General features: G+C 69.8%; 14 protein-coding genes. 10 read left to right on the top strand and 4 right to left on the bottom strand.

From position 1 onward, the window contains the following. From MTAB308_RS15545 to MTAB308_RS15530, 4 genes are all read left to right on the top strand, one after another. Positions 1 to 924, top strand: coding sequence for a LysR family transcriptional regulator (locus MTAB308_RS15545; protein ID WP_077100366.1), 924 nt, complete (start codon positions 1 to 3; stop codon positions 922 to 924). A 31-nt stretch (positions 925 to 955) separates the two neighbouring features. Further along, positions 956 to 1,741 carry an SDR family oxidoreductase gene (locus MTAB308_RS15540; protein WP_077100365.1) on the top strand — a complete coding sequence of 262 codons (786 nt, stop codon included), beginning with the start codon at positions 956 to 958 and terminating at the stop codon, positions 1,739 to 1,741. A gap of 111 nt (positions 1,742 to 1,852) precedes the next feature. Further along, positions 1,853 to 2,941, top strand: coding sequence for an AMP-binding protein (locus MTAB308_RS15535; protein WP_077100364.1), 1,089 nt, complete (start codon positions 1,853 to 1,855; stop codon positions 2,939 to 2,941). Between the two features lie 36 nt (positions 2,942 to 2,977). Further along, positions 2,978 to 4,360 carry an aldehyde dehydrogenase family protein gene (locus MTAB308_RS15530; RefSeq protein WP_077104394.1) on the top strand — a complete coding sequence of 461 codons (1,383 nt, stop codon included), beginning with the start codon at positions 2,978 to 2,980 and terminating at the stop codon, positions 4,358 to 4,360. Here the strand turns inward: MTAB308_RS15530 and MTAB308_RS15525 are convergent. Beyond that, complete coding sequence (locus tag MTAB308_RS15525) at positions 4,357 to 5,088, bottom strand: cutinase family protein (protein WP_077100363.1); 732 nt, start codon at positions 5,086 to 5,088, stop codon at positions 4,357 to 4,359. The two genes, MTAB308_RS15530 and MTAB308_RS15525, sit on opposite strands and share 4 nt — an antisense overlap. Positions 5,089 to 5,327: 239 nt before the next feature. Here MTAB308_RS15525 and MTAB308_RS15520 point away from each other — a divergent pair, with 239 nt between their 5' ends. Continuing rightward, positions 5,328 to 6,230 (top strand): SDR family NAD(P)-dependent oxidoreductase, encoded by a 903-nt coding sequence (locus MTAB308_RS15520; protein ID WP_077100362.1) that lies wholly within the window; start codon positions 5,328 to 5,330, stop codon positions 6,228 to 6,230. Next, complete coding sequence (locus tag MTAB308_RS15515; RefSeq protein WP_077100361.1) at positions 6,227 to 7,828, top strand: AMP-binding protein; 1,602 nt, start codon at positions 6,227 to 6,229, stop codon at positions 7,826 to 7,828. Before MTAB308_RS15520 ends, MTAB308_RS15515 begins: the two co-directional genes overlap by 4 nt. Here MTAB308_RS15515 and MTAB308_RS15510 read toward each other — a convergent pair. Next, a complete protein-coding gene (locus MTAB308_RS15510; RefSeq protein ID WP_077100360.1) occupies positions 7,817 to 12,661 on the bottom strand; it encodes a cation-translocating P-type ATPase in 4,845 nt (1,614 codons plus the stop codon). The genes MTAB308_RS15515 and MTAB308_RS15510 overlap by 12 nt on opposite strands. A 597-nt stretch (positions 12,662 to 13,258) precedes the next feature. On the opposite strand from MTAB308_RS15510, the gene MTAB308_RS15505 reads away from it, so the two are divergent. Further along, positions 13,259 to 14,374 (top strand): sulfate ABC transporter substrate-binding protein, encoded by a 1,116-nt coding sequence (locus MTAB308_RS15505; protein ID WP_077104392.1) that lies wholly within the window; start codon positions 13,259 to 13,261, stop codon positions 14,372 to 14,374. Continuing rightward, positions 14,371 to 16,164: a SulP family inorganic anion transporter gene (locus tag MTAB308_RS15500; RefSeq protein ID WP_077100359.1), complete on the top strand. Its 1,794-nt coding sequence runs from the start codon at positions 14,371 to 14,373 to the stop codon at positions 16,162 to 16,164. The genes MTAB308_RS15505 and MTAB308_RS15500 overlap by 4 nt, the downstream gene beginning before the upstream one ends. Before the next feature lie 95 nt (positions 16,165 to 16,259). Here MTAB308_RS15500 and MTAB308_RS15495 read toward each other — a convergent pair whose 3' ends face one another. After that, positions 16,260 to 16,484, bottom strand: coding sequence for a hypothetical protein (locus MTAB308_RS15495; protein WP_077100358.1), 225 nt, complete (start codon positions 16,482 to 16,484; stop codon positions 16,260 to 16,262). A gap of 44 nt (positions 16,485 to 16,528) precedes the next feature. Then, the gene (locus MTAB308_RS15490) at positions 16,529 to 16,903 is read right to left on the bottom strand and encodes a nuclear transport factor 2 family protein (protein WP_077100357.1); all 375 of its coding nucleotides are present in this window, start codon (positions 16,901 to 16,903) and stop codon (positions 16,529 to 16,531) included. 77 nt (positions 16,904 to 16,980) lie between these two features. Here MTAB308_RS15490 and MTAB308_RS15485 point away from each other — a divergent pair, with 77 nt between their 5' ends. Beyond that, the gene (locus tag MTAB308_RS15485; RefSeq protein ID WP_077100356.1) at positions 16,981 to 17,829 is read left to right on the top strand and encodes a rhomboid family intramembrane serine protease; all 849 of its coding nucleotides are present in this window, start codon (positions 16,981 to 16,983) and stop codon (positions 17,827 to 17,829) included. Continuing rightward, positions 17,826 to 18,287, top strand: coding sequence for an SRPBCC family protein (locus tag MTAB308_RS15480; protein WP_077100355.1), 462 nt, complete (start codon positions 17,826 to 17,828; stop codon positions 18,285 to 18,287). The genes MTAB308_RS15485 and MTAB308_RS15480 overlap by 4 nt, the downstream gene beginning before the upstream one ends. Positions 18,288 to 18,380 lie beyond the last annotated feature (93 nt).

Raw genomic sequence — 18,380 nt, 5'->3', positions numbered from 1 at the left:
ATGCACCAGGCGCATATGGAGCGCGTCGACCTGAATCTGCTGCCGCCCCTGGTAGCGCTCCTTGAGGAGCGCCATGTCTCGCGCGCGGCCGACCGGGTGGCGATCAGCCAGCCCGCGATGAGCCGGGCCCTGCAGCGGTTGCGACGGCACTTCGGCGACGAGCTGCTGGTCCGCGGGCCCGATGGGTACTCGCTGACGCCGCGCGCCCAGCGCCTCCGGGCACAGTTGGCGACCGTGGTCACCGAGCTCGACCAGCTCTTCGCCGCAGAGACCTTCGACCCGGCCACCGCGGCCCCGTCGTTTCGGCTGGCGGCCAGCGACTACACGGCCTCGGCGTTCGGCCCCGAGCTGATCCGGCGGATCCTGACCGGATCGCCCAACGCGACGGTGAGCTGTGAGCCCCTCGACGCTCGGGTGTTCGACAGGCTGGACGCCGGGACGACCGACCTGGTGATCCGCGGCCGCGCGGCACCCGACGGGTACAGCAGCCGGCACCTTTTCACCGACCGGTTCGTCTGCGTCGTGGCCGCCGACCACCCGCTTGCCGTGCGGGCTTCGGTGTCACTGGCGCAATACCTGCGGTGGCCGCATGTGAGCATCGACCTCGGCCAGCCCAGCCTCGACCAGGCCTTGGAGGCGCGCGACGCACGCCGTCGCGTCGCCGTCGTCGTGCCGTACCACGTCGTGGGCGCCGCCGTACTGCCCGGCACCCAGCTGGTGCTGACCGTCCCGGCTCGACAGGTCGAGCAATTTGCCGGCTCGGAGCCCGTTCGCGTGCTCGGCGCGCCCCGCGAGCTGGGTGACGTGCAGTTCTACGCGGTCTGGCACCCGCGTGTCGACGAAGATCCGTCGCACCGCTGGCTTCGCCAGGTCGTCGGCACCGTCGTCGGCTCTACCCAGCGGTCCCCGAAACGACGAAAGTGAGACAGTACTGATTGGACGGAGGGGAGCGGCAATGCAGATGACGGGCAATACGGTGTTGGTGACCGGGGGCGGCAGCGGAATCGGCCGCGGCCTCGCCGAGGCGCTGCACCGGCTCGGCAACACGGTGGTCATCGCGGGCCGGCGGCGGGAGCCGCTGCGGGCCGTCGCCGACGCCAACCCGGGCATCCGGACGCTGTCGCTGGATCAAGGCGACCCCGCCGACATCCGCCGGTTCGGCACCGAGGTGACCGACCTCTACCCGGACCTCAACGTCGTCATCAACAACGCGGGCGTGCAGCGCTTCGAGGACCTCACCACGACCGGCCCCAGCGTCGCGGAGCTGACGGTCGCGATCAATCTGCTGGGCCCGATCCGGCTCACGGCGGCATTGCTGCCGTCGCTGCTGAAGAAGCCGCGGGCGGCCATCCTCAACGTCACCTCGGGCCTGGCCTTCATGCCCAGCGCCGTCACGCCGACGTATTGCGCGACCAAAGCGGCGCTGCATTCCTACACCGAGTCGCTGCGTTTCCAGCTCCGCGGGACCGCGGTCCAGGTGATCGAAATCATCCCCCCGCACCTGCAGACGGGCCTGCAGCGTGGGCGGGGATTCGACTCCAGCGACCCCAGGGCGATGCCGTTGGACGAGTACATCGCCGAGACGATAAACCTGTTGCAGGCGGAACCCGACGCCGACGAGATCGTCGTGGAGCGGGTCAAGCCCTTGCGGTTCGCCGAACGCGAGGGCCGTTACGACGAGGTCTTCCCCGTGTTCAACGAGGCCATCACCGAAGCCCTCCGGCAGGCGCGCGGCGGCTGAAACCGGTTGGCCACAAAGCGTTTCCCGCGGTGTGGGGCGACGTTCACCGCCCGTGTGCCCGCTGCCCGGCGAACCCGGTTGCCGGGCCGGTGCTGTGACAGGATCGTCGGCATGGGCGATTTTTCGCTGCTGGAGGTTCCCCGATCGGTTCCGATTCAAGACCCCGAGGCCTATCTGGCCGCCGCGATGGCCTGGCACTTCGGCGGGGACACCGGTTCGTCGTTTTGGCTGCGGACCGCCCGGACGCTGGACTTCGACCCGCTGACCGAGGTCAAAAGCTTCGCGGATCTCCGCCGGTTCCCCAACCTGGTCAACGAATTGCGTGAAGTGCCGTTTGAGGACCTCGTTCCGCGCGGCTATGGGTCATCCCCGCCGGTGCCCCAGATATTCGAATCCGGCGGCACCACCGGCGCCCCGAAACGGACCGTGCAGATGCCGGACTGGATCGCACAGGTGGTGCAGTGGCAAACCGAGGACTTCGCCACGGGCGGGTTCGTCCGCGGCCACGGCTTCCTGTGCCTGATGCCCGGCGGCCCGCACGGCGTCGGTTACTTCTCCCGCTTGGTCTCCGGACGGCTGGGCGCTGCCTTCCACGCGATCGACCTCGACCCCCGCTGGGTGAAAAAACTCGCCGCGCGCAACGCGGCCGCCGAAGTGGCCGCCTATGTCGACCATGTCATCGAGCAAGCCGTGTTCGTGCTCCAGACGCAAAACGTCGCCAACCTGCATACGACTCCGCCGCTGCTGGAGGCCATCGCCCGCAACGATCGCGTGGTGGACTTGGTGAACGACAAGATCCGCTATCTGCTGCTCAGCGGCGCGCATGTGGACGCCGACACGCTCGACTTGCTTCGCGAGATCTTCCCGGACACGACGATCACCATGGCCTTCGGCAGCACCATGGTGCTCTCGCAAGCGGTCACCCGAACCGCCGACGACGGCTCGTTCGTGTTCGACCCGCGCACACCGTATGTCGTGTTCTGGGTGGTCGATCCCGACACCGGAGAACGCGTGCCCTATGGGCAGCCGGGCCAGGTGGTGATGAACCACATCAGCAAGGGAATGTTCATCCCGAACAACCTGGAACGCGATCTGGCCGTGCGGATGCCCGGCCCGGCGGGACAACTCAGCGACTCCGTCAGCGCGGTGCGGCCGGTCACCACCTTCGAGGGTGAGGCTGTCATCGAGGGCGTGTACTGAACGATGGGATCCGAACAAGCCTTTCCCGCAACCGATTTGGTGCGAGTCGACGCGCTCGGTCCGGGTGGTGATTACCGCACCCGCAACCGCGAAATCATCACGAGCACCGCGGGCGCTGCTGTCGTGGAGCTGAGCATCGTTCCGCCGCTGTATGTTTCGCGCACCATCGGGGCGCAGCGCAAAAGCCGGCCGCTGCCCGTCGCGAAGCGCGAAGCCGCGCTCGGCAAAGCGGCCGAGCTCTTCGCCACCGCCATCATCGGCGGGCTCGATTTCGACGGCTACGTTCGCCTGGCCAGCGGCATATCCGGGCTGCCCGTCGCGGTGACCCGCGCCGGGGCCCGCGGCGTGGGTCACGCCGTCGCCACGGCCTTCGATGCCGTGCGAGCGGCGCGCCCGGCGGGCGCCGCGCTCGACTGGCGCGAGGACCCCACCCGCGGCGGCGCGGTGTGGGCCCGCCGCGGCGAGGTGTTCGCCGTGCACGCGGCCGGGAACGGCCCGGGCGTGCACGGCCTGTGGCCACAGGCGCTGGCATTGGGCTACCGCGTGGCGGTCCGGCCGTCGCGCCGCGAGCCGCTGACCGCGCACCGGCTGGTGAACGCCCTGCGGCAGTCGGGGTTTCGTCCCGAAGACGCGGCGTATTTGCCCACCGACCACGGCGGAGCCGACGAGGTCGTGCGGTCGGCGGACGTGGCCATGGTCTACGGCGGCCAGGACGTGGTGGACAAGTACGCCGGCGACCCCGCGGTGGTGGTGAACGGACCCGGGCGCGCCAAGATCCTGATCACCGCCGACCGGGATTGGCGCGACCACCTCGACCTCGTCGTCGACTCGATCGCCGAGCTGGGCGGCATGGCGTGCGTCAACGCCAGCGCGGTGCTCTACGAGGGCGACCCCGCGCCGTTGGCCCGCGCGATCGCCGAGCGGCTCGCGGCGATCCGGCCGCTGCCCAGCGACGACGAGCGCGCGCTCTTGCCCACCCAGCCCCTCGAGCAGGCGCGCGCGGTGGCGGACTACCTGGCGGCCAAGGCCGCCGGAACGACGCCGCTGCTCGGCGCCGATCAGGTGGTCGCCGCGGTCGGGGACGGGTACGCCGCGCTGCGCCCGGCCGTGCACCTGCTGGCCGAACCCGGCTCCGGCCGGCTCACGGACAGCCTCAACGTCGAGCTGCCGTTTCCGTGCGTGTGGGTGGCGCCGTGGTCGCGCGCCGCCGGCGTCGAGCCGCTACGGCACTCGTTGGTCGTCACGGCTATCACCGGCGACGACCGGCTGCTCGACGAGCTGCTCGACGAGCCGACGATCGCCAACGTCTACCGCGACCCGCACCCGACGTTCTATGCGGCGCCCGAAATCCCCCACAACGGATTCCTGGCGGATCACCTGATGCGCAACAAGGGCTTCATCGGGACCAGCCGGGCCTAGGTGCCAAATCCTCCACCGGGAGCCCCGGCCGGGGTGGCGCCGTTGCCGCCGAGGTGACTGGCAGCGAACGCGGCGCCCTTGTCGATGATCTGCCCGTCGGACGCGTACGTGTCGTGCGCGGCGAAGTTCATGCCGTCGGAGCAGACCGGGTCCTCCGGGGCGCACACCTTGATGGTCTTGGGCTGATAGAGCGGGCCGATGGCGACCGGAGGCTCGTTGAGGAAGTTCATCGCCCGGACGTTGGGCATGCCGAACAGCACGACCGACGAGACGTGGTCGGCCACGGACGGGTCCAGCGGCTTGGGCACCGTGTTGGGATCCACGCCGTCGGGTACGGCGGCCGAGGTGACGAAGCCCATCACGGCCGCGCCCTGGGAGTAGCCGCTGAGCACCATCTTGGTGTTGGGGCAATCGTGTGCCATGGACACGACGTGCGCGCCGGCGTCGCGGATGCCGTCGAGGCCGGTGTCCCACTCGTTGCTGGCGGGGTAGTTGACCGGATACACGTCGAGCGACTTTCCGCCGACGCGCGAACGCAGGTCATCGACGAACGCCTGTCCGGTCGGCCCGACCCCCGGGGGTTCACCGGTGCCCCGGGCGAACACCACCTGGACGTCCGGGCATTGGGCGGAGGCTAACGGGATGGCAGGTGCGAGAACCGAGGCGCTGAGGCCGGCCGCCGCGACTGCCGCGGAACCAAGGAGACGAGGGAGTTGACGTGCGATCATGCCGCAATTGTGCCCATGCAAACCGTTGCCTAAACAGAGATTTTTCTGGCAATTGTTTCAGAGTCGTAAAAAAGCCCCGGCGGCGCGCCTCGCGACGGCCGGTGCCGGACGGGAAACGCCGGGCCCGGGCGCGGCGCCGGACCCCGGTGTGGTCTGCTAGCTGTAGCTCGAGTCGAGGCGCACGGTCAAGCCAGAGCCGCACCCTCGGCGCGCAATTCTGAGTGAATGCGGCAGCGAACGTGAACGTGATAGCACAGCCCATCCAGCGAGTCCTTGCGGCGGCCACCGACCGAGTGGCCAATCCGGCGCGGGTCTCCGACCCCGACAAGCTGCGCGAGAGCGTCTCGGGCAAGACGGTATTGGTGACAGGCGCGTCCTACGGGATCGGCGAAGCGACGGCCCGCACGATGGCCGCCGCCGGAGCGACGGTGCTCGTCGTCGCCCGGTCGGCGGAGAAATTGGAGGACCTTGCGGCCGCGATCAACGCGGGCGGCGGCCGGGCCGTCGCCTACCCGACCGACCTCACCGACGAGGCCGCCGTCGGCACGCTGACCAAGCAGATCACCGAGGACTACGGCCCGCTCGACATCGTGGTGAGCAACGCCGGCAAGTCGTTGCGCCGCTCGCTGCATGACCAGTACGACCGGCCGCACGACTTTCAGCGCACCATCGACATCAACTACCTGGGACCGATCTGGCTGCTGCTGGGGTTGCTACCGGCCATGCGCGAGCGCGGCGCCGGGCACATCGTGAACGTCTCGAGCGTCGGCGTGCGCGTCGTTCCCGGCCCGCAGTGGGGCGCCTACCAGGCGTCCAAGGGCGCGTTCGACCGCTGGCTGCGCAGTGTGGCGCCGGAATTGCACGTCGACGGCGTGGATGTCACGTCGGTTTACTTCGCGCTGGTGCGCACCCGGATGATCGCACCCACGCCGATCCTGGGCCGGCTGCCCGGCATGTCTCCGGACGAAGCCGCCGACGCCATCGCCAAGGCGGTCATCGAGCGGCCCCGCACCAACGAACCGCCCTGGGTGTGGCCGGCCGAGCTGGCGTCGGTGCTGCTGGCCGGGCCCGCCGAACGCGCGGCCCGGTTGTGGCACCGTCGATTCTTCGCCGATTCCGAAGCGCGCGAGGCCCGCTCGTGACCGCGTTCGCCTCACGGGACGGCGTGGTCGCGACGGCCGCGCGGGCGCTGCTGCGGTCCGGGCTGCTGGGGCCGCCCTCCCCGCCCGCGGTGGTGCGGGTGATTCGCGAGGCGCGGCGCGGCGGAACGAATCCCTACACGCTGCTGGGCGTCACGGCGGCCCGGTGGCCGGACCGGGCGGCCATCGTCGACGACGACGGCGCCCTCACCTACCGGGAGCTGCGGTCGGAAGCCGAAGCGCTCGCCCGCGAGCTGTCCGACCGCGGGGAGGGACCCGGCCGCGCGGTCGGCGTCATGTGTCGCAACGGGCGGGGGTTCGTCAAGGCTTTCTTCGCCGTGGCCCTGGTCGGCGCCGACGTCGTGCTCGTCAATACGGATTTCCGCACCGACGCGCTGGCCGCCGCGCTGAGCGCGCACCGGATCACCACGATCGTGGCCGACGACGAGTTCGCCGAGCGGGCGCGCGCCGCCTCTGCGGCCGGCGCATCGGTCGCCGTCGTCGATCCGGCCGGGTTCGATGCGCGCGACGACGGGCCGCGGCCCCCGAGGCCCCGGGTGGCCGCACCGGGACGGATCGTGCTGCTGACGTCGGGCACGACCGGCAAGCCCAAGGGCGTGCCCCGCACCCCGCAGCTGCGTTCGGCGGTGGGCGTCTGGGTGACGATCCTCGATCGCACCGGGCTGCGAACCGGTTCGCGAATTTCGGTGGCGATGCCCATGTTTCACGGGCTGGGCCTCGGCATGCTGATGCTGACGGTGGCCCTGGGCGGAACCGTGCTGACGCATCGCCACTTCGACGCCGAGGCCGCGCTGGCGCAGGCGTCGCTGCACCGCGCCGACGCGTTCACCGCGGTGCCGGTGGTGCTTGCGCGCATCCTGGACCTGCCGCAGCGGGTGCGCGCGCGAAACCCCTTGCCCTATTTGCGCGTGGCGCTGTCCAGCGGGGACCGCTTGGATCCCACCCTGGGCCAGCGGTTCATGGATGCCTACGGCGACATCCTCTACAACGGCTACGGCTCCACCGAAGTCGGCATCGGCGCGTTGGCAACGCCGGCGGACCTGCGCGAGGCCCCCGAGACCGTCGGAAAGCCGGTCGCCGGCTGCCCGGTGCGCATCTTCGACAAGAACGACCGACCCGTCGGGCCGCGCGTCACCGGGCGCATCTTCGTCGGCGGCGAGCTGGCGAGCGAGGGCTACACGGAGGGCTCGGGGGAGGCCAAGGCCGTCGTCGAGAACATGACGAGCACCGGGGACATGGGCTATTTCGACAATGCCGGGCGGCTTTTCATCGTCGGCCGCGAGGACGACATGATCATCTCGGGGGGCGAGAACGTCTACCCGCGCGCGGTGGAGAACGCGCTCGCCGAGCACCCCGACGTCGCCGACAACGCGGTCATCGGCGTTCCCGACGAGCGGTTCGGTCATCGACTGGCCGCCTTCGTGGTCGCGCGGCCGGGTCGCAGCATCGACCCGTCGGCATTGCGGGATTACCTGAAGGACAGGGTGTCCCGCTTCGAACAACCGCGGGACATCAACATCGTCGGCAGCATTCCGCGCAACCCCGCGGGCAAGGTGGTGCGCAAGGAGTTATCGACCTGAGCCCGCCCAGGCCTCGAGCTGCTTGGGTTCGAGCGCGGCGACCCTCCTGGCCAGCCAATTGGGCGCCAGCACCGACACGGCGGTGGTGCCGGCCGTCGCGCCGATGACGCCGGACCACGCGACGGGCCCCAGCGGCGTGCAGCCGAAGAACTGGCTGACGCCGGGGGTCTGGACGATGGCGACCAGGACGCCGGCGCTGCCCAGCGCGGTGGCGATCACCAGCGGGCTGTGGCGGCGCGTCAGCAGGGTCTGCGCGAGCTGCGTGGTGACCAATGCGGTGAGACCCATTGTCGCCGTACGGCGTTCGGTGCCCGGTGTCCAGCGGCCGATGGCCCAGGCTGCCGTGGCGCCGGCGGCGGTGATGGCGCCGCGGGTGACGATCTGGCGCATGAGCGGCGCGTCGAGCGACGGCGAGGGTTCGGACAGCGCGGCGAGCTCGAAGGCGCGCTGCATTTCCTCGGCGTCGCGGTCCGCGCCGTCCTCGTCCTCTTCGGGCTGCGGGTACTGCGGGGTGACGGCAACCGCGAGGGCGGGAAACATGTCGGTCAGCAGGTTCACCAACAGCAGCTGACGCGTGCCCACCGGCGCGCGACCGGTCCCCAGCGCGGTGCCGATGATGGTGAAGAGCACCTCTCCCACGTTGCCGCCGACCAGAATGCTGACCGCATCTTTCACGCCGCCCCACATCCCGCGGCCTTCGACCAACGCGTCGATCAGCACGCCAAGGTCGTTGTCGGTCAAGACGATATCGGCGGCGCCGCGCGCGGCCGACGAACCGCGACCGCTCACCCCGATGCCCACGTCGGCCATCCGGATCGCGGCGGCATCGTTGGCCCCGTCGCCGACCATCGCGACCGCCTGCCCGCTGTGCTGCAACGCCGCGACGATCTGCACCTTCTGCTCCGGGCTGACGCGCGCGAAAACCTGGACGTCGGCGGCGAGCTTGGCCCGGGCGTCCTCGTCGAGCGCGGTGAGCTCGGCACCGGTGATTTCGCGCGCGTCCGAGGGCAGGCCGAGTTGGCGGGCGATCGCGCGGGCCGTCACCGGGTGGTCCCCCGTGATCAGCACCACCCTGCGACCGGCCTCCACCAGCGTCTCGATCAGCGGGCGCGCCGACGCCCGTGCCGTGTCGGCCAAACCGACGTAGCCGATCAATTCCAAGTCGTGCGCGGCGGCGTCGACGCTGTCGGCGTCGGTGTCCTCCTCGGTGGTCCCGCCGTCCCAGCGGCGCTGCGCCACCGCCAGCACCCGCAGGCCTTGTTCGGCGAGGCGCATCACCAACGACTCCGCATGGTCCTGATCGGCGTCCACATCGGCGAACCGGCAGCGCGGCAGAATCTGCTCGGGTGCACCCTTGACCATCAGCATCGGCCCCGCCGAGTTGGCGCTGCCGATCGAGGCGGAGTAGCCGCGACTGGATTCGAACGGCACCTCCGCGAGCACCGTCCATTCCGAATCGCCATGGCCATCAAGGGAATTGGCGGCCGTCAGGATGGCCTCGTCGGTGGCGTGCGCGTGGCCCTGCCCGTTGTGCGGCTGGGTGCACGCCCGCGCGGCGACGCGCAGCACCTCGGCGGCCTGCGGGTCGCCGGCTTCGGGAAGCGGGCCCTGCGCGCTGGTCGCATGCGGCACCGCGGAAACGACGCGCAGGTGGTTCTCGGTGAGGGTGCCGGTCTTGTCGAAACACACCGTCTCGACCCGGCCGAGCGCTTCGATGGCGCGCGGCGTGCGGACCAGCGCCCCCCGCCGTGACAACCGCTGGGCGGCGGCGAGCTGGGCAAGGGTGGCCACCAGCGGCAGGCCCTCGGGAACGGCGGCGACGGCGATGGCGACGCCGTCGGCGACCGCCTGCCGCAGCGAGCCCCGGTGCGCCAGCGCCAGACCCGTCACCGCCGCACCGCCGGCCAGGGTCAGCGGAAGCACCTTGCTGGTCAATTCCCGCAACCGGGCCTGCACGCCCGCGGCCGACTCGACATCGGCGATCGCCATCAGCGCGCGCTGCGCGGCGGTGCCGGCGCCGGTGGCGACGACGATCGCCCGCGCTCGCCCCGCGACGATGGTGCTGCCCTCGAACAGCATGCTGGCCCGGTCGGATTCGGCGGCGGCGACGGGCTCGACCTGCTTGTCGACCGGCAGCGACTCGCCGGTGAGGAAGGACTCGTCGACCTCCAGGTCCTCGGCCACCAGCAGTCGTGCGTCCGCCGGTACCACCTCCGGCGCGGCGAGGTCGATGATTTCGCCCGGGCGCAGCGATTTCGCGCTCACCGTGACCGTTCGCTCGGTCGTGCGAGCCGCCTCGAGCCGGCGGTGCGCCGTCGCCACGGTGGGGAGCACGACGCGGCGCGCGTGCTTTTCCTGCTCGGCGAACAGTTCGGCGACCGCCGCCTCGGCGCGCAACCGTTGCACCCCGCCGGCGATGGCGTTGGCGGTCATCACGCCGGCCACCAGCAGGGCGTCGACATTGCTGCCGACGATCGCCGACGCCGCCGCTCCCACGGCCAGGATCGGCGTCAGCGGATCGGCGAGCTCGGCCCGCGTCGCCGACAGCAGGCGGCCCATCCGGGCCGCCGGGCCCCGCAGCGGCGCGACTACCGGGTTGTAGGACAGGTCGTCGAGAACCTGTCGCCAGGGCGCGATTCCGGGCTCGACGGCGAGCGGTCGCGTGCGGCTGGTCAGGCGGGAGTAGACGATCTCGGGGTCCAGGGCATGCCACGCGGTCAGCGGCTGCGGCGTGGGATCGGGCAGCCGTAACACCCTGCTGGCCGAGAAGGTTCCCTGTATCAAGGCGGCCGCGGCCGCCGCGTTGACCGGGTTGAGCCAGCGCTGCAGGGCCAGCGGATTGGCCGAGCCGGGATCACCGGTGACCAGCAGCAGGCCGGCCAGGGTGCTGCCGCCCTTGGCAAGGCGCACCGCGGATTCGGTCGCCTCCCGGGCCACCGGCAGCGCCGACAGGATGCGAACCGCCGCCGCCAGGTCGGTGCCGGTGATGATGTCCGCGGTCCACGGCGTCGCCGCCTGCGGATCGTCGAGGGCCACACCGACGTCGGCGATGGCCAGCGCCGCCAACGTGTCCGTCGACGCGAAGTCACGGTGCAGCGCGGTGATCAGCAACACCGGCCCGCGATCCGTCCGCAGGTCGCGAACCAGCTGCAGCAACGGGGTGCCCGGCGGGTGACTCACCGCGACGCTGGCGGTCAGGTCTTCGGTGCCGGCCACGTGACGCAGCACCACCCGCGCCCCGGTCCGGGCGGCGGTCTGTAGCAGCGGGATGGCGAACGGGTCGACCTCCCATCCCACGTCGACGCTGCCGACGCGTTCGCCATCGACCACCAGGTCGGCATGCTCGAGCCCCTGGGCGGGCATCGCCGAGGGGCCCTGCGCACGGATCCAGTGCAGTCGTGCGCCGGTGGCCGGCAACTCATCCGGGTCCGGCTCGGGTGCCTCCTCGCCGTGGAGCAGCGCGTCGGCGACCTCGTAAACCCGGTCCTCGTCCCAGCCCGGGATGTCGCCCTGAGCCCGCAACACCGCGCGGTTGTCGCCCCGCAGCGCCGCTCCGTCGATGACGACCACCTTCACGCGATCCATCCGACGCAACGCGCCGGGGTCGAGGACCAGCTGTCCGGCGTTGGCCAGCCCGCGGCCCAGCACGGCGGCGAACGCCTGCCGGCCCGCGTGCGCCGCCCGCGGCACGCCGGCCAGTAGCGCGCCGGCCGCGTCTTCGGTGCCGCCGCCGGCCAGCAGCGCGCCGGCCGCGGCGATCAACGAGGCGTTCGCCGCCTGATCGACGTATTCCTCCACCGGCCCGGCCATCGATCCCTTCGCGGTGTCGATGGCCGCGTCGATGGCCCCGCCGACAACCACGTGGGAAACCTCACCCGCCGCGGCGGCGGCCCAATTGTGCCGGGGCGCCTGCGTTTTGGGCCCCGCCGAGGAGATGACCGGAACCACCGGGGCTTGCGGCCGCTTGGGGGAGGCCAGCTCGGGCTCGCGCTCTCGCCATCGCTGCCGGTGAGCCGACGCTTCGGAGATCTGCAGGCTGCGTTGCGCCAGATCGATCAGGGGCGTGCCCACGGCATGGGTCAGCCCGTTGGCGAGCGCCGTCGAGGCGCTGAGGGCGATGTCGGTGCCGACGCGACCCAGCCGCGACTCCAGCACGGCTACCACCCTTGGCTGATGATTGAGCAGGGCGGCGGCGGCGCGCGCGCTGCGCGGCGCGACGGGCAATCGACCCAGCCAGCCGGTGACCGCCGCACCGATCGCCGCGACGTCCATCGCCGCCGCGGTCATCGGGACCAGGATCGCCAGCGGATTGCCCGGGTCGGCGAACGGCGCGGTCCGGGGTGCCGACCTCGGTGCCGTCAAATTCAGATCGGCGGCGACATGGCACACCGTGTCTCGCACCTCGTCGAGCACTGCGCCGCTGTCGGCCTCGCTCTCGAGTTCGACCACGAGCCGGCCAAGTGCGCCCTCGACGTGGGCGCTGGCCACTCCGGGAATGCGGCGGACCGGCTCCTCCACCACCGCCGCATGCTCGTTCCAGCGCGGGAAAGGCAGCAACGGGTCGAGGTCGAAATGCACCCGCCGCCCGCTCTGCCAGCGCACCGGCGGGCTGGCGTCGCCGCGCGAACCGTCGGATTCAGGGCCCACGCCGATCGCCCGGCTCGTCGTGTGAGCCATCGACTGAAGCACCGGGCCGGCCAGTTCCACCACCGGGCTGGCGAGCGTCTGCACCGCCCCCGCGGCACCGGCCGCGGTGGAGACGCCGGCCCGCACCACCTGCGCGGCCCCGCCGGTCACGCCAGCGACGACGCTGGCCACGCCCGGAATCTTCATTCCGTCACCCTTCACCTACGTCTACCGCGCCTAATGATCCTGGCGCGTCACGGGCCTGTCCACAGCTGGGCTGCGTGGACGGCACACGATGACGCCGACGAGTGCGGCGCGTCGGGATTCGCTCGCTTGCCAGGGGTGCAAATCGCTTCCCTGGAGAAAGGTTACCGGCTCGAAGCGTCGCCAAACCTGGGAGAACACTCGCGCGCCACAGGGCACCGTGGCGGCGCCACGGCGGGTGGGCATCGCGCCGGTTCCCAGCAACGACGGGTTGCGCTTGCCGCAATTGCCCCGATCGCGGCGTCGCCGGTGTCGTGCGGGAATGTCCGCGGCTGAATCCTGCTGGCAAATATCGTATTTCGCGCCTGCGCATACGGCACCCTGGGCGGCTGGCCGAGCTGCGTTGGGGCGGAATCACTTCGCGCGTGCCCGCGGTGGCAGTCATTGCGATCAGGCTGATTCACACCGCTGTCTTACGCCTGGCCGGTCGATACCATCCAACCGTCGAAAGTCTGCCTCCAGCTAACCCGACTGCGAAAGCACGTTAGTCAGCGGTGATTGGCAACTTCTACGAGCCCGGTGATGGATATGGAGGCGGCAATGACACAGCCCCAGCAGGCGTCGGCGGGGCGCCGCAACCTTCGATTGCCCGTTTCCTGGCTCAACATCGTCGGCATCCTCGCCATCGTCCTCGCGGCCAGCCTGATCACGATGAAGAACCTGCAGGGCCACACGTCGCCGAACCAGATCCTCAACGTCTCCTATGACCCCACCCGGGAGCTCTACGCAACGCTCGACAAATCCTTCGTCGAGCAGTTCCGCCGGCAGACGGGCGTCACGCTGGAAATCAAGCAATCGCACGGCGGTTCGGGGCGGCAGGCCGGCGACGTCATCGAGGGCAAGCAGAAGGCCAGCGTGGTCTCGCTTGCGTTGGTGAGTGACGTCGACGCGCTGCGCAAGCGCGGACTGATCGCCCCTGACTGGCAGAAACGCCTGCCGAACAATTCGATCCCCTACACCTCGACCATCGTCTTTGTCGTCCACCGCGGCAACCCGAAGGCGATCCACGATTGGCCCGACCTGGTCAAGGATGGCGTCGCGATCGTGTCGCCGAACCCGCGCACCTCGGGCAACGGAAAATTGAGCATCCTGGCGGCCTGGGGTTCGGTGACCACGCGCGGCGGCACCGAGGCGCAGGCGTCGGACTTCGTCAGGGCTCTGGTGCGCCATGTCGCCGTCGCGGACTCCGGGGCGCGCGGCGCCGCCATCAGCTTTGCGGTCGAGAGAATCGGCGACGTGCACCTGACCTGGGAGAACGAAGCTCTGCGCGAGGTCGCCGAAAACCGGGACGAACTCGAGATCGTCTACCCGCCGATCAGCATCCGCGCCGAACCGGCCGTCGCCTGGGTCGACGCGAACGTCACGGACAAGAAGACCGCCTCATATGCCAAGGCTTACCTGGAGTACCTCTACAGCGATGCGGCGCAGGAAACCATCGCCCAGCTGGGCTACCGACCGGTGAAACCGGAGATCTTGGCCAGGCACGCCGACAAATTGCCCGACATCAAACTCTTCCCGATCGGCGCGATCGCGAGCGACTGGAATGACGCCCGCCAAAAGTTCTTCGGCGACAACGGAATCTACGACGCGGTCTCGTCACCCGGTCAAGCCAGGGCCGTGTCGGCGCACCCGCGACGAAAGGTCAAGCGGCCATGAGCATTCCGGCGGGTCTGAAGAGGCTCAACTACGACACGACCAAGGCGCGCCGCGATCTCGTCGCCGGACTGACCGTCGCGGCCGTCTCGCTGCCACAGAGCATCACCTACGCACTGGTCGCCGGCGTCGATCCCAAATTCGGCGTGTACTCCGCGATCGTGGTGACCTTCGTCGCCGCGATCTTCGGATCGTCTTCGCATCTCATCAACGGACCGACGAGCGCGATATCGCTTCTGGTGTTCAGCTCGCTGGCGTTTCTGGATCCCGAGAATCGCACCGTCCTTTTCGAGGCGTTGTTTGTGCTCGGGGTGCTCGTCGGCGCATTCCAGATCCTCATCGCCGTGTTCAAGCTCGGTGACCTGACCCGGTACATCTCGGAATCGGTGATCATCGGATTCCTGGTGGCCGCGGCGCTGCTGATCGCGCTCGGACAGCTGGGCAACGCGCTCGGCGTCAAGGACAAGGGCACCGGGCGGATGCCGGTATTGAAGCGCACCTACCTCACCCTGTTCCAGGGCGACGCCGTCAACTACCGTGCGCTGGTCCTCACCGTCACGACCGTGGCCTTGGCGGTGGGCCTGCGCTGGCTGGTCAAGCGCTACGGGCTCCCGCAGCTCGACCTGCTGGCGGTCCTCGTCGTTGCGGCCTTGATCGCCTACGCGGCCGGGTGGTCGACCGCCACTCACGGCGGTAACGCGGCGGTCGCCCTCACCGCGAAAATTCCGCAGAGCCTGCCCGCGCCGCACATTCCGGATGTGCAAATCGGGGTGCTAGGCCAGCTGTCCGAAGGCGCGCTGGCCATCGCCTTCATCGGCCTGATCGAGGCGCTGTCGATCGCGAAGGCCATCGCCCACCAGAGCGGGCAGAGGATCGACTACAACCGGCAGATCCTCGCCGAGGGCCTGGCGAACCTGACCGGCGGCTTCTTCCAATGCGTGCCGGGGTCGGGTTCGATGTCGCGCTCGCCGATCAACTTCCAGGCCGGTGCGGCGTCACGCTTCTCCGGGGTGGTCGCTTCCGCCGGCGTCGCCGTCGTGGTGCTGCTGTTCGCACCGCTCCTGCATTACATGCCGAAGGCCGCGCTGGCGGGTCTCCTGCTCATCACCGCCGCACGACTCATCGACTACAAGCGGCTGTTCTACATGCTGAAGGCGTCGCGCTACGACGCGGGGCTGGTGATCGTCACGGCGCTCACCGGAGTGCTAATCGATTTGGACACGGCCGTGCTGCTCGGTGTCGCGTTGTCGATTCTGCTGTTCGTGCCGCGCGCGGCGAAGCTGAAGGCCAAGGAGCTGATCGTGACGCCCGAACGGGTGGTCCGCGAGCGCGTGGCCGGTGACCCGGTCGATCCCTCGACGATCATCTACGATCTCGAAGGCGAGCTATTCTTCGGCGCCGCACCGGAACTCGACCGCTACCTGGATGCGCTGCGCGACCGCGTCAAGCGAGACGGCGTCGGCTTCGTGGTGCTTCGGCTCAAGCGGGTGCGCCATCCCGACGCCGTCGTGGTCGAGCGGATCGAGCAGTTCCTGCGCGAGGAAACCGCGCGCGGCGTAACGGTTCTGCTGGCCGGCGTGCAACCCGACATGTGGACCGTGCTCAAGAACGTCGGCCTCGAGAAATGGTTCCCGGTCGAGCACGTCTTCCCCGAAGAGGACGAGGAATTCTCGGCAACGCTGAAGGCCGTCCGCTACGCCCACGCCGAACTCGGAGTCGACGAACCGCGCGAGCCGCTTCCCGCCGCCGTGTCGGGCAACGGGGATCGGCAGCGGTACTACTACCTCGTTTGAGACGCCTCGCAATTGGCGTTCCCGGACGCCGGAAAACACGAATGCGCGGTAGCCGTCGACCGGCTACGCGCGCATGAGCGGGTGCGGAAATTCCGCTACAGGATTCGGTGGTTCGCCCGGCCTACCTGGTAGCCCGCCGGGAAAGACTTCTCGATGACCTGCAATCGGTGGTCCACCCTGGACTCGAGCTCGAGAACCACGCAGCCGTCGCTGATGGTTTTCGATTCGAGGACTATGTAGCGCTGACCACAATCGGTGATCGGGTCGCCCGAGTGCAATTTCTCGACCGGCACCGACTCCGGGGTTCCGTCCGCCTCCATGCCATGACACGTTAGGTCAATTCGATGATCGAGGGAATAGACCTCTACCTGGTGTCGGCCCCTGGCTGCTTGAAGAACACGCTGACGTGCGAGATCAGGCCGTCATCGCCCTGCTCGAAGAGGATGCATTCGGGCCACGTCGCGGCGACCCCGTCGATCTCGAACGCCTCCGTCAACTCGGCGAATGACACCCGGGAGTCGACGTGCGAGACGCGCTGCACCTCCAGCCGGTGGCCCTGCAGAGTGGTGCATACCTTGCGCAGGTAGGCGACGTAGTGCTGCTTTCCCTCGACGACGTCGCAGAACGGGCCCTCACGGACCAACCCTTCGTCCGCGATCGTTGCGGCCAGACCGTCCCAATCGTGCCCGGCCAGGCAGTCCAGGTAGCGCTCGACAACGCCGGCACCGACTCCGGTCACGTGGGTCGCTCCACGAAAAACACAGTAAGGCACGGCGGGGCCCCGCGAAATACGGCGACGCGGGTGAGAATTGTGCGATGAGCGCACCCAGCGCGCCGGAGTCGCCGGCCGAGGCCCCGAGTTGCTACCGGCATCCCGAACGCCGGACCTACCTCCGCTGCAACCGCTGCGAGCGTTACATCTGCGCGGACTGCATGCGCAGCGCCGCGGTCGGTCACCAGTGTGTGGAGTGCGTGCAGCAGGGCGCCCGAACGATTCGGCAACCGCGGACCCGCTTCGGCGGGCGGGAGCGATCGGGCACGCCGGTGGTCACCTATGCGCTCATCGCCGTCAACGTGCTGGTGTTCATCGTGCAGATGGCGGCGGGGAACTTGGAGAAGCAACTCTCCCTGTGGCCGCCGGCCGTCGCGGACGGCCAGTTATACCGCCTGGTGACCTCGGCGTTCTTGCACTACGGCGCGACCCATCTGCTGCTGAACATGTGGGCGCTGTACGTCGTGGGGCCGCCGCTCGAAAGCTGGCTGGGCCGACTGCGATTCGGGGCGCTGTACGCGCTGAGCGGGTTGGGCGGCTCGGTCCTGGTGTACCTGCTGACGACGAACGTCGCGACGGCGGGCGCGTCGGGCGCGATCTTCGGCCTCTTCGGTGCCACGTTCGTGGTGGGAAAGCGGCTGGCCCTCGACGTCCGCTGGGTCGTCGCGGTCATTGCGATCAACCTGGTGTTCACGTTCGTCGCCCCCGCGATCAGCTGGCAGGGGCACCTGGGCGGACTCGTTACCGGTGTGGTGGTGGCCGCGGCCTACGTCTACCCGCCGAAGGAAGCCCGCAACCTGGTCCAGGCTGCGGCGAGCGCGCTGGTGCTCGGCGTGCTGGTCGCGTTGGTCTGGTGGCGCACAGGCGTTCTCGTTGCGGAGTGGTACCGATGAGCTGGTGGGTCGCGCACACCGAACACACGCTGAGCGAAGATGTGCCCGCGCCGCCGGACGAGGTCCGCGATTTCTACGTGGACCTGGACAACATCAAGCTCGTGCACCCGCTGATCGTGTCCGTGCAGGTCACGTCGCGCACCGAAACGCCGGACGGTTACCTGCAAGGGTACCGCGTGGTGGACCGGATCCCGTTGGGGCCGTTCACTATGCGGATCACCTACTCGGCGCGGCTGCACGTCCGAGCCGAGGGCGACGTGACGACGGAGGCCGACCAGTCACCGGGGGTGCGACTGCGCGGAACGGTGAGCTTCTCGCCGCGCGACGGCGGCACCCGGATCACCGAGCGGATACGGATAGCCGCACCGCGGCCGCTGGCCCCGGTCACCAATCGTGAGGCTGTCAAGGCGCACGTCGAAATGCTGGCGGGCATCCGGCGCCACTTCGAATCCCGCTGATTGCGGCTGGTCCTGACCCGCCACTGGCCCCGATGGTGGCGACCCGTCCCCCAGCTCCGCGGGGTGCCCCCAGCGCCCGGCTGCGCCGCGCTC

Origin of the sequence: Mycobacterium terramassiliense, from assembly GCF_900157385.1 — a bacterium.
Lineage (GTDB): Bacteria > Actinomycetota > Actinomycetes > Mycobacteriales > Mycobacteriaceae > Mycobacterium > Mycobacterium terramassiliense.
The sequence above is the reverse complement of the archived record's forward strand: the minus strand, read 5'-3'. Positions and strand labels throughout refer to the sequence as shown.

Coding starts and splice junctions, on each gene's coding strand:
- MTAB308_RS15545 (WP_077100366.1), top strand. CDS start 1: ATGCACCAGGCGCATATGGAGCGCGTCGACCTGAATCTGCTGCCGCCC.
- MTAB308_RS15540 (WP_077100365.1), top strand. CDS start 956: ATGCAGATGACGGGCAATACGGTGTTGGTGACCGGGGGCGGCAGCGGA.
- MTAB308_RS15535 (WP_077100364.1), top strand. CDS start 1,853: ATGGGCGATTTTTCGCTGCTGGAGGTTCCCCGATCGGTTCCGATTCAA.
- MTAB308_RS15525 (WP_077100363.1), bottom strand. CDS start 5,088: ATGATCGCACGTCAACTCCCTCGTCTCCTTGGTTCCGCGGCAGTCGCG.
- MTAB308_RS15510 (WP_077100360.1), bottom strand. CDS start 12,661: ATGAAGATTCCGGGCGTGGCCAGCGTCGTCGCTGGCGTGACCGGCGGG.
- MTAB308_RS15505 (WP_077104392.1), top strand. CDS start 13,259: ATGACACAGCCCCAGCAGGCGTCGGCGGGGCGCCGCAACCTTCGATTG.
- MTAB308_RS15500 (WP_077100359.1), top strand. CDS start 14,371: ATGAGCATTCCGGCGGGTCTGAAGAGGCTCAACTACGACACGACCAAG.
- MTAB308_RS15495 (WP_077100358.1), bottom strand. CDS start 16,484: ATGGAGGCGGACGGAACCCCGGAGTCGGTGCCGGTCGAGAAATTGCAC.
- MTAB308_RS15485 (WP_077100356.1), top strand. CDS start 16,981: ATGAGCGCACCCAGCGCGCCGGAGTCGCCGGCCGAGGCCCCGAGTTGC.
- MTAB308_RS15480 (WP_077100355.1), top strand. CDS start 17,826: ATGAGCTGGTGGGTCGCGCACACCGAACACACGCTGAGCGAAGATGTG.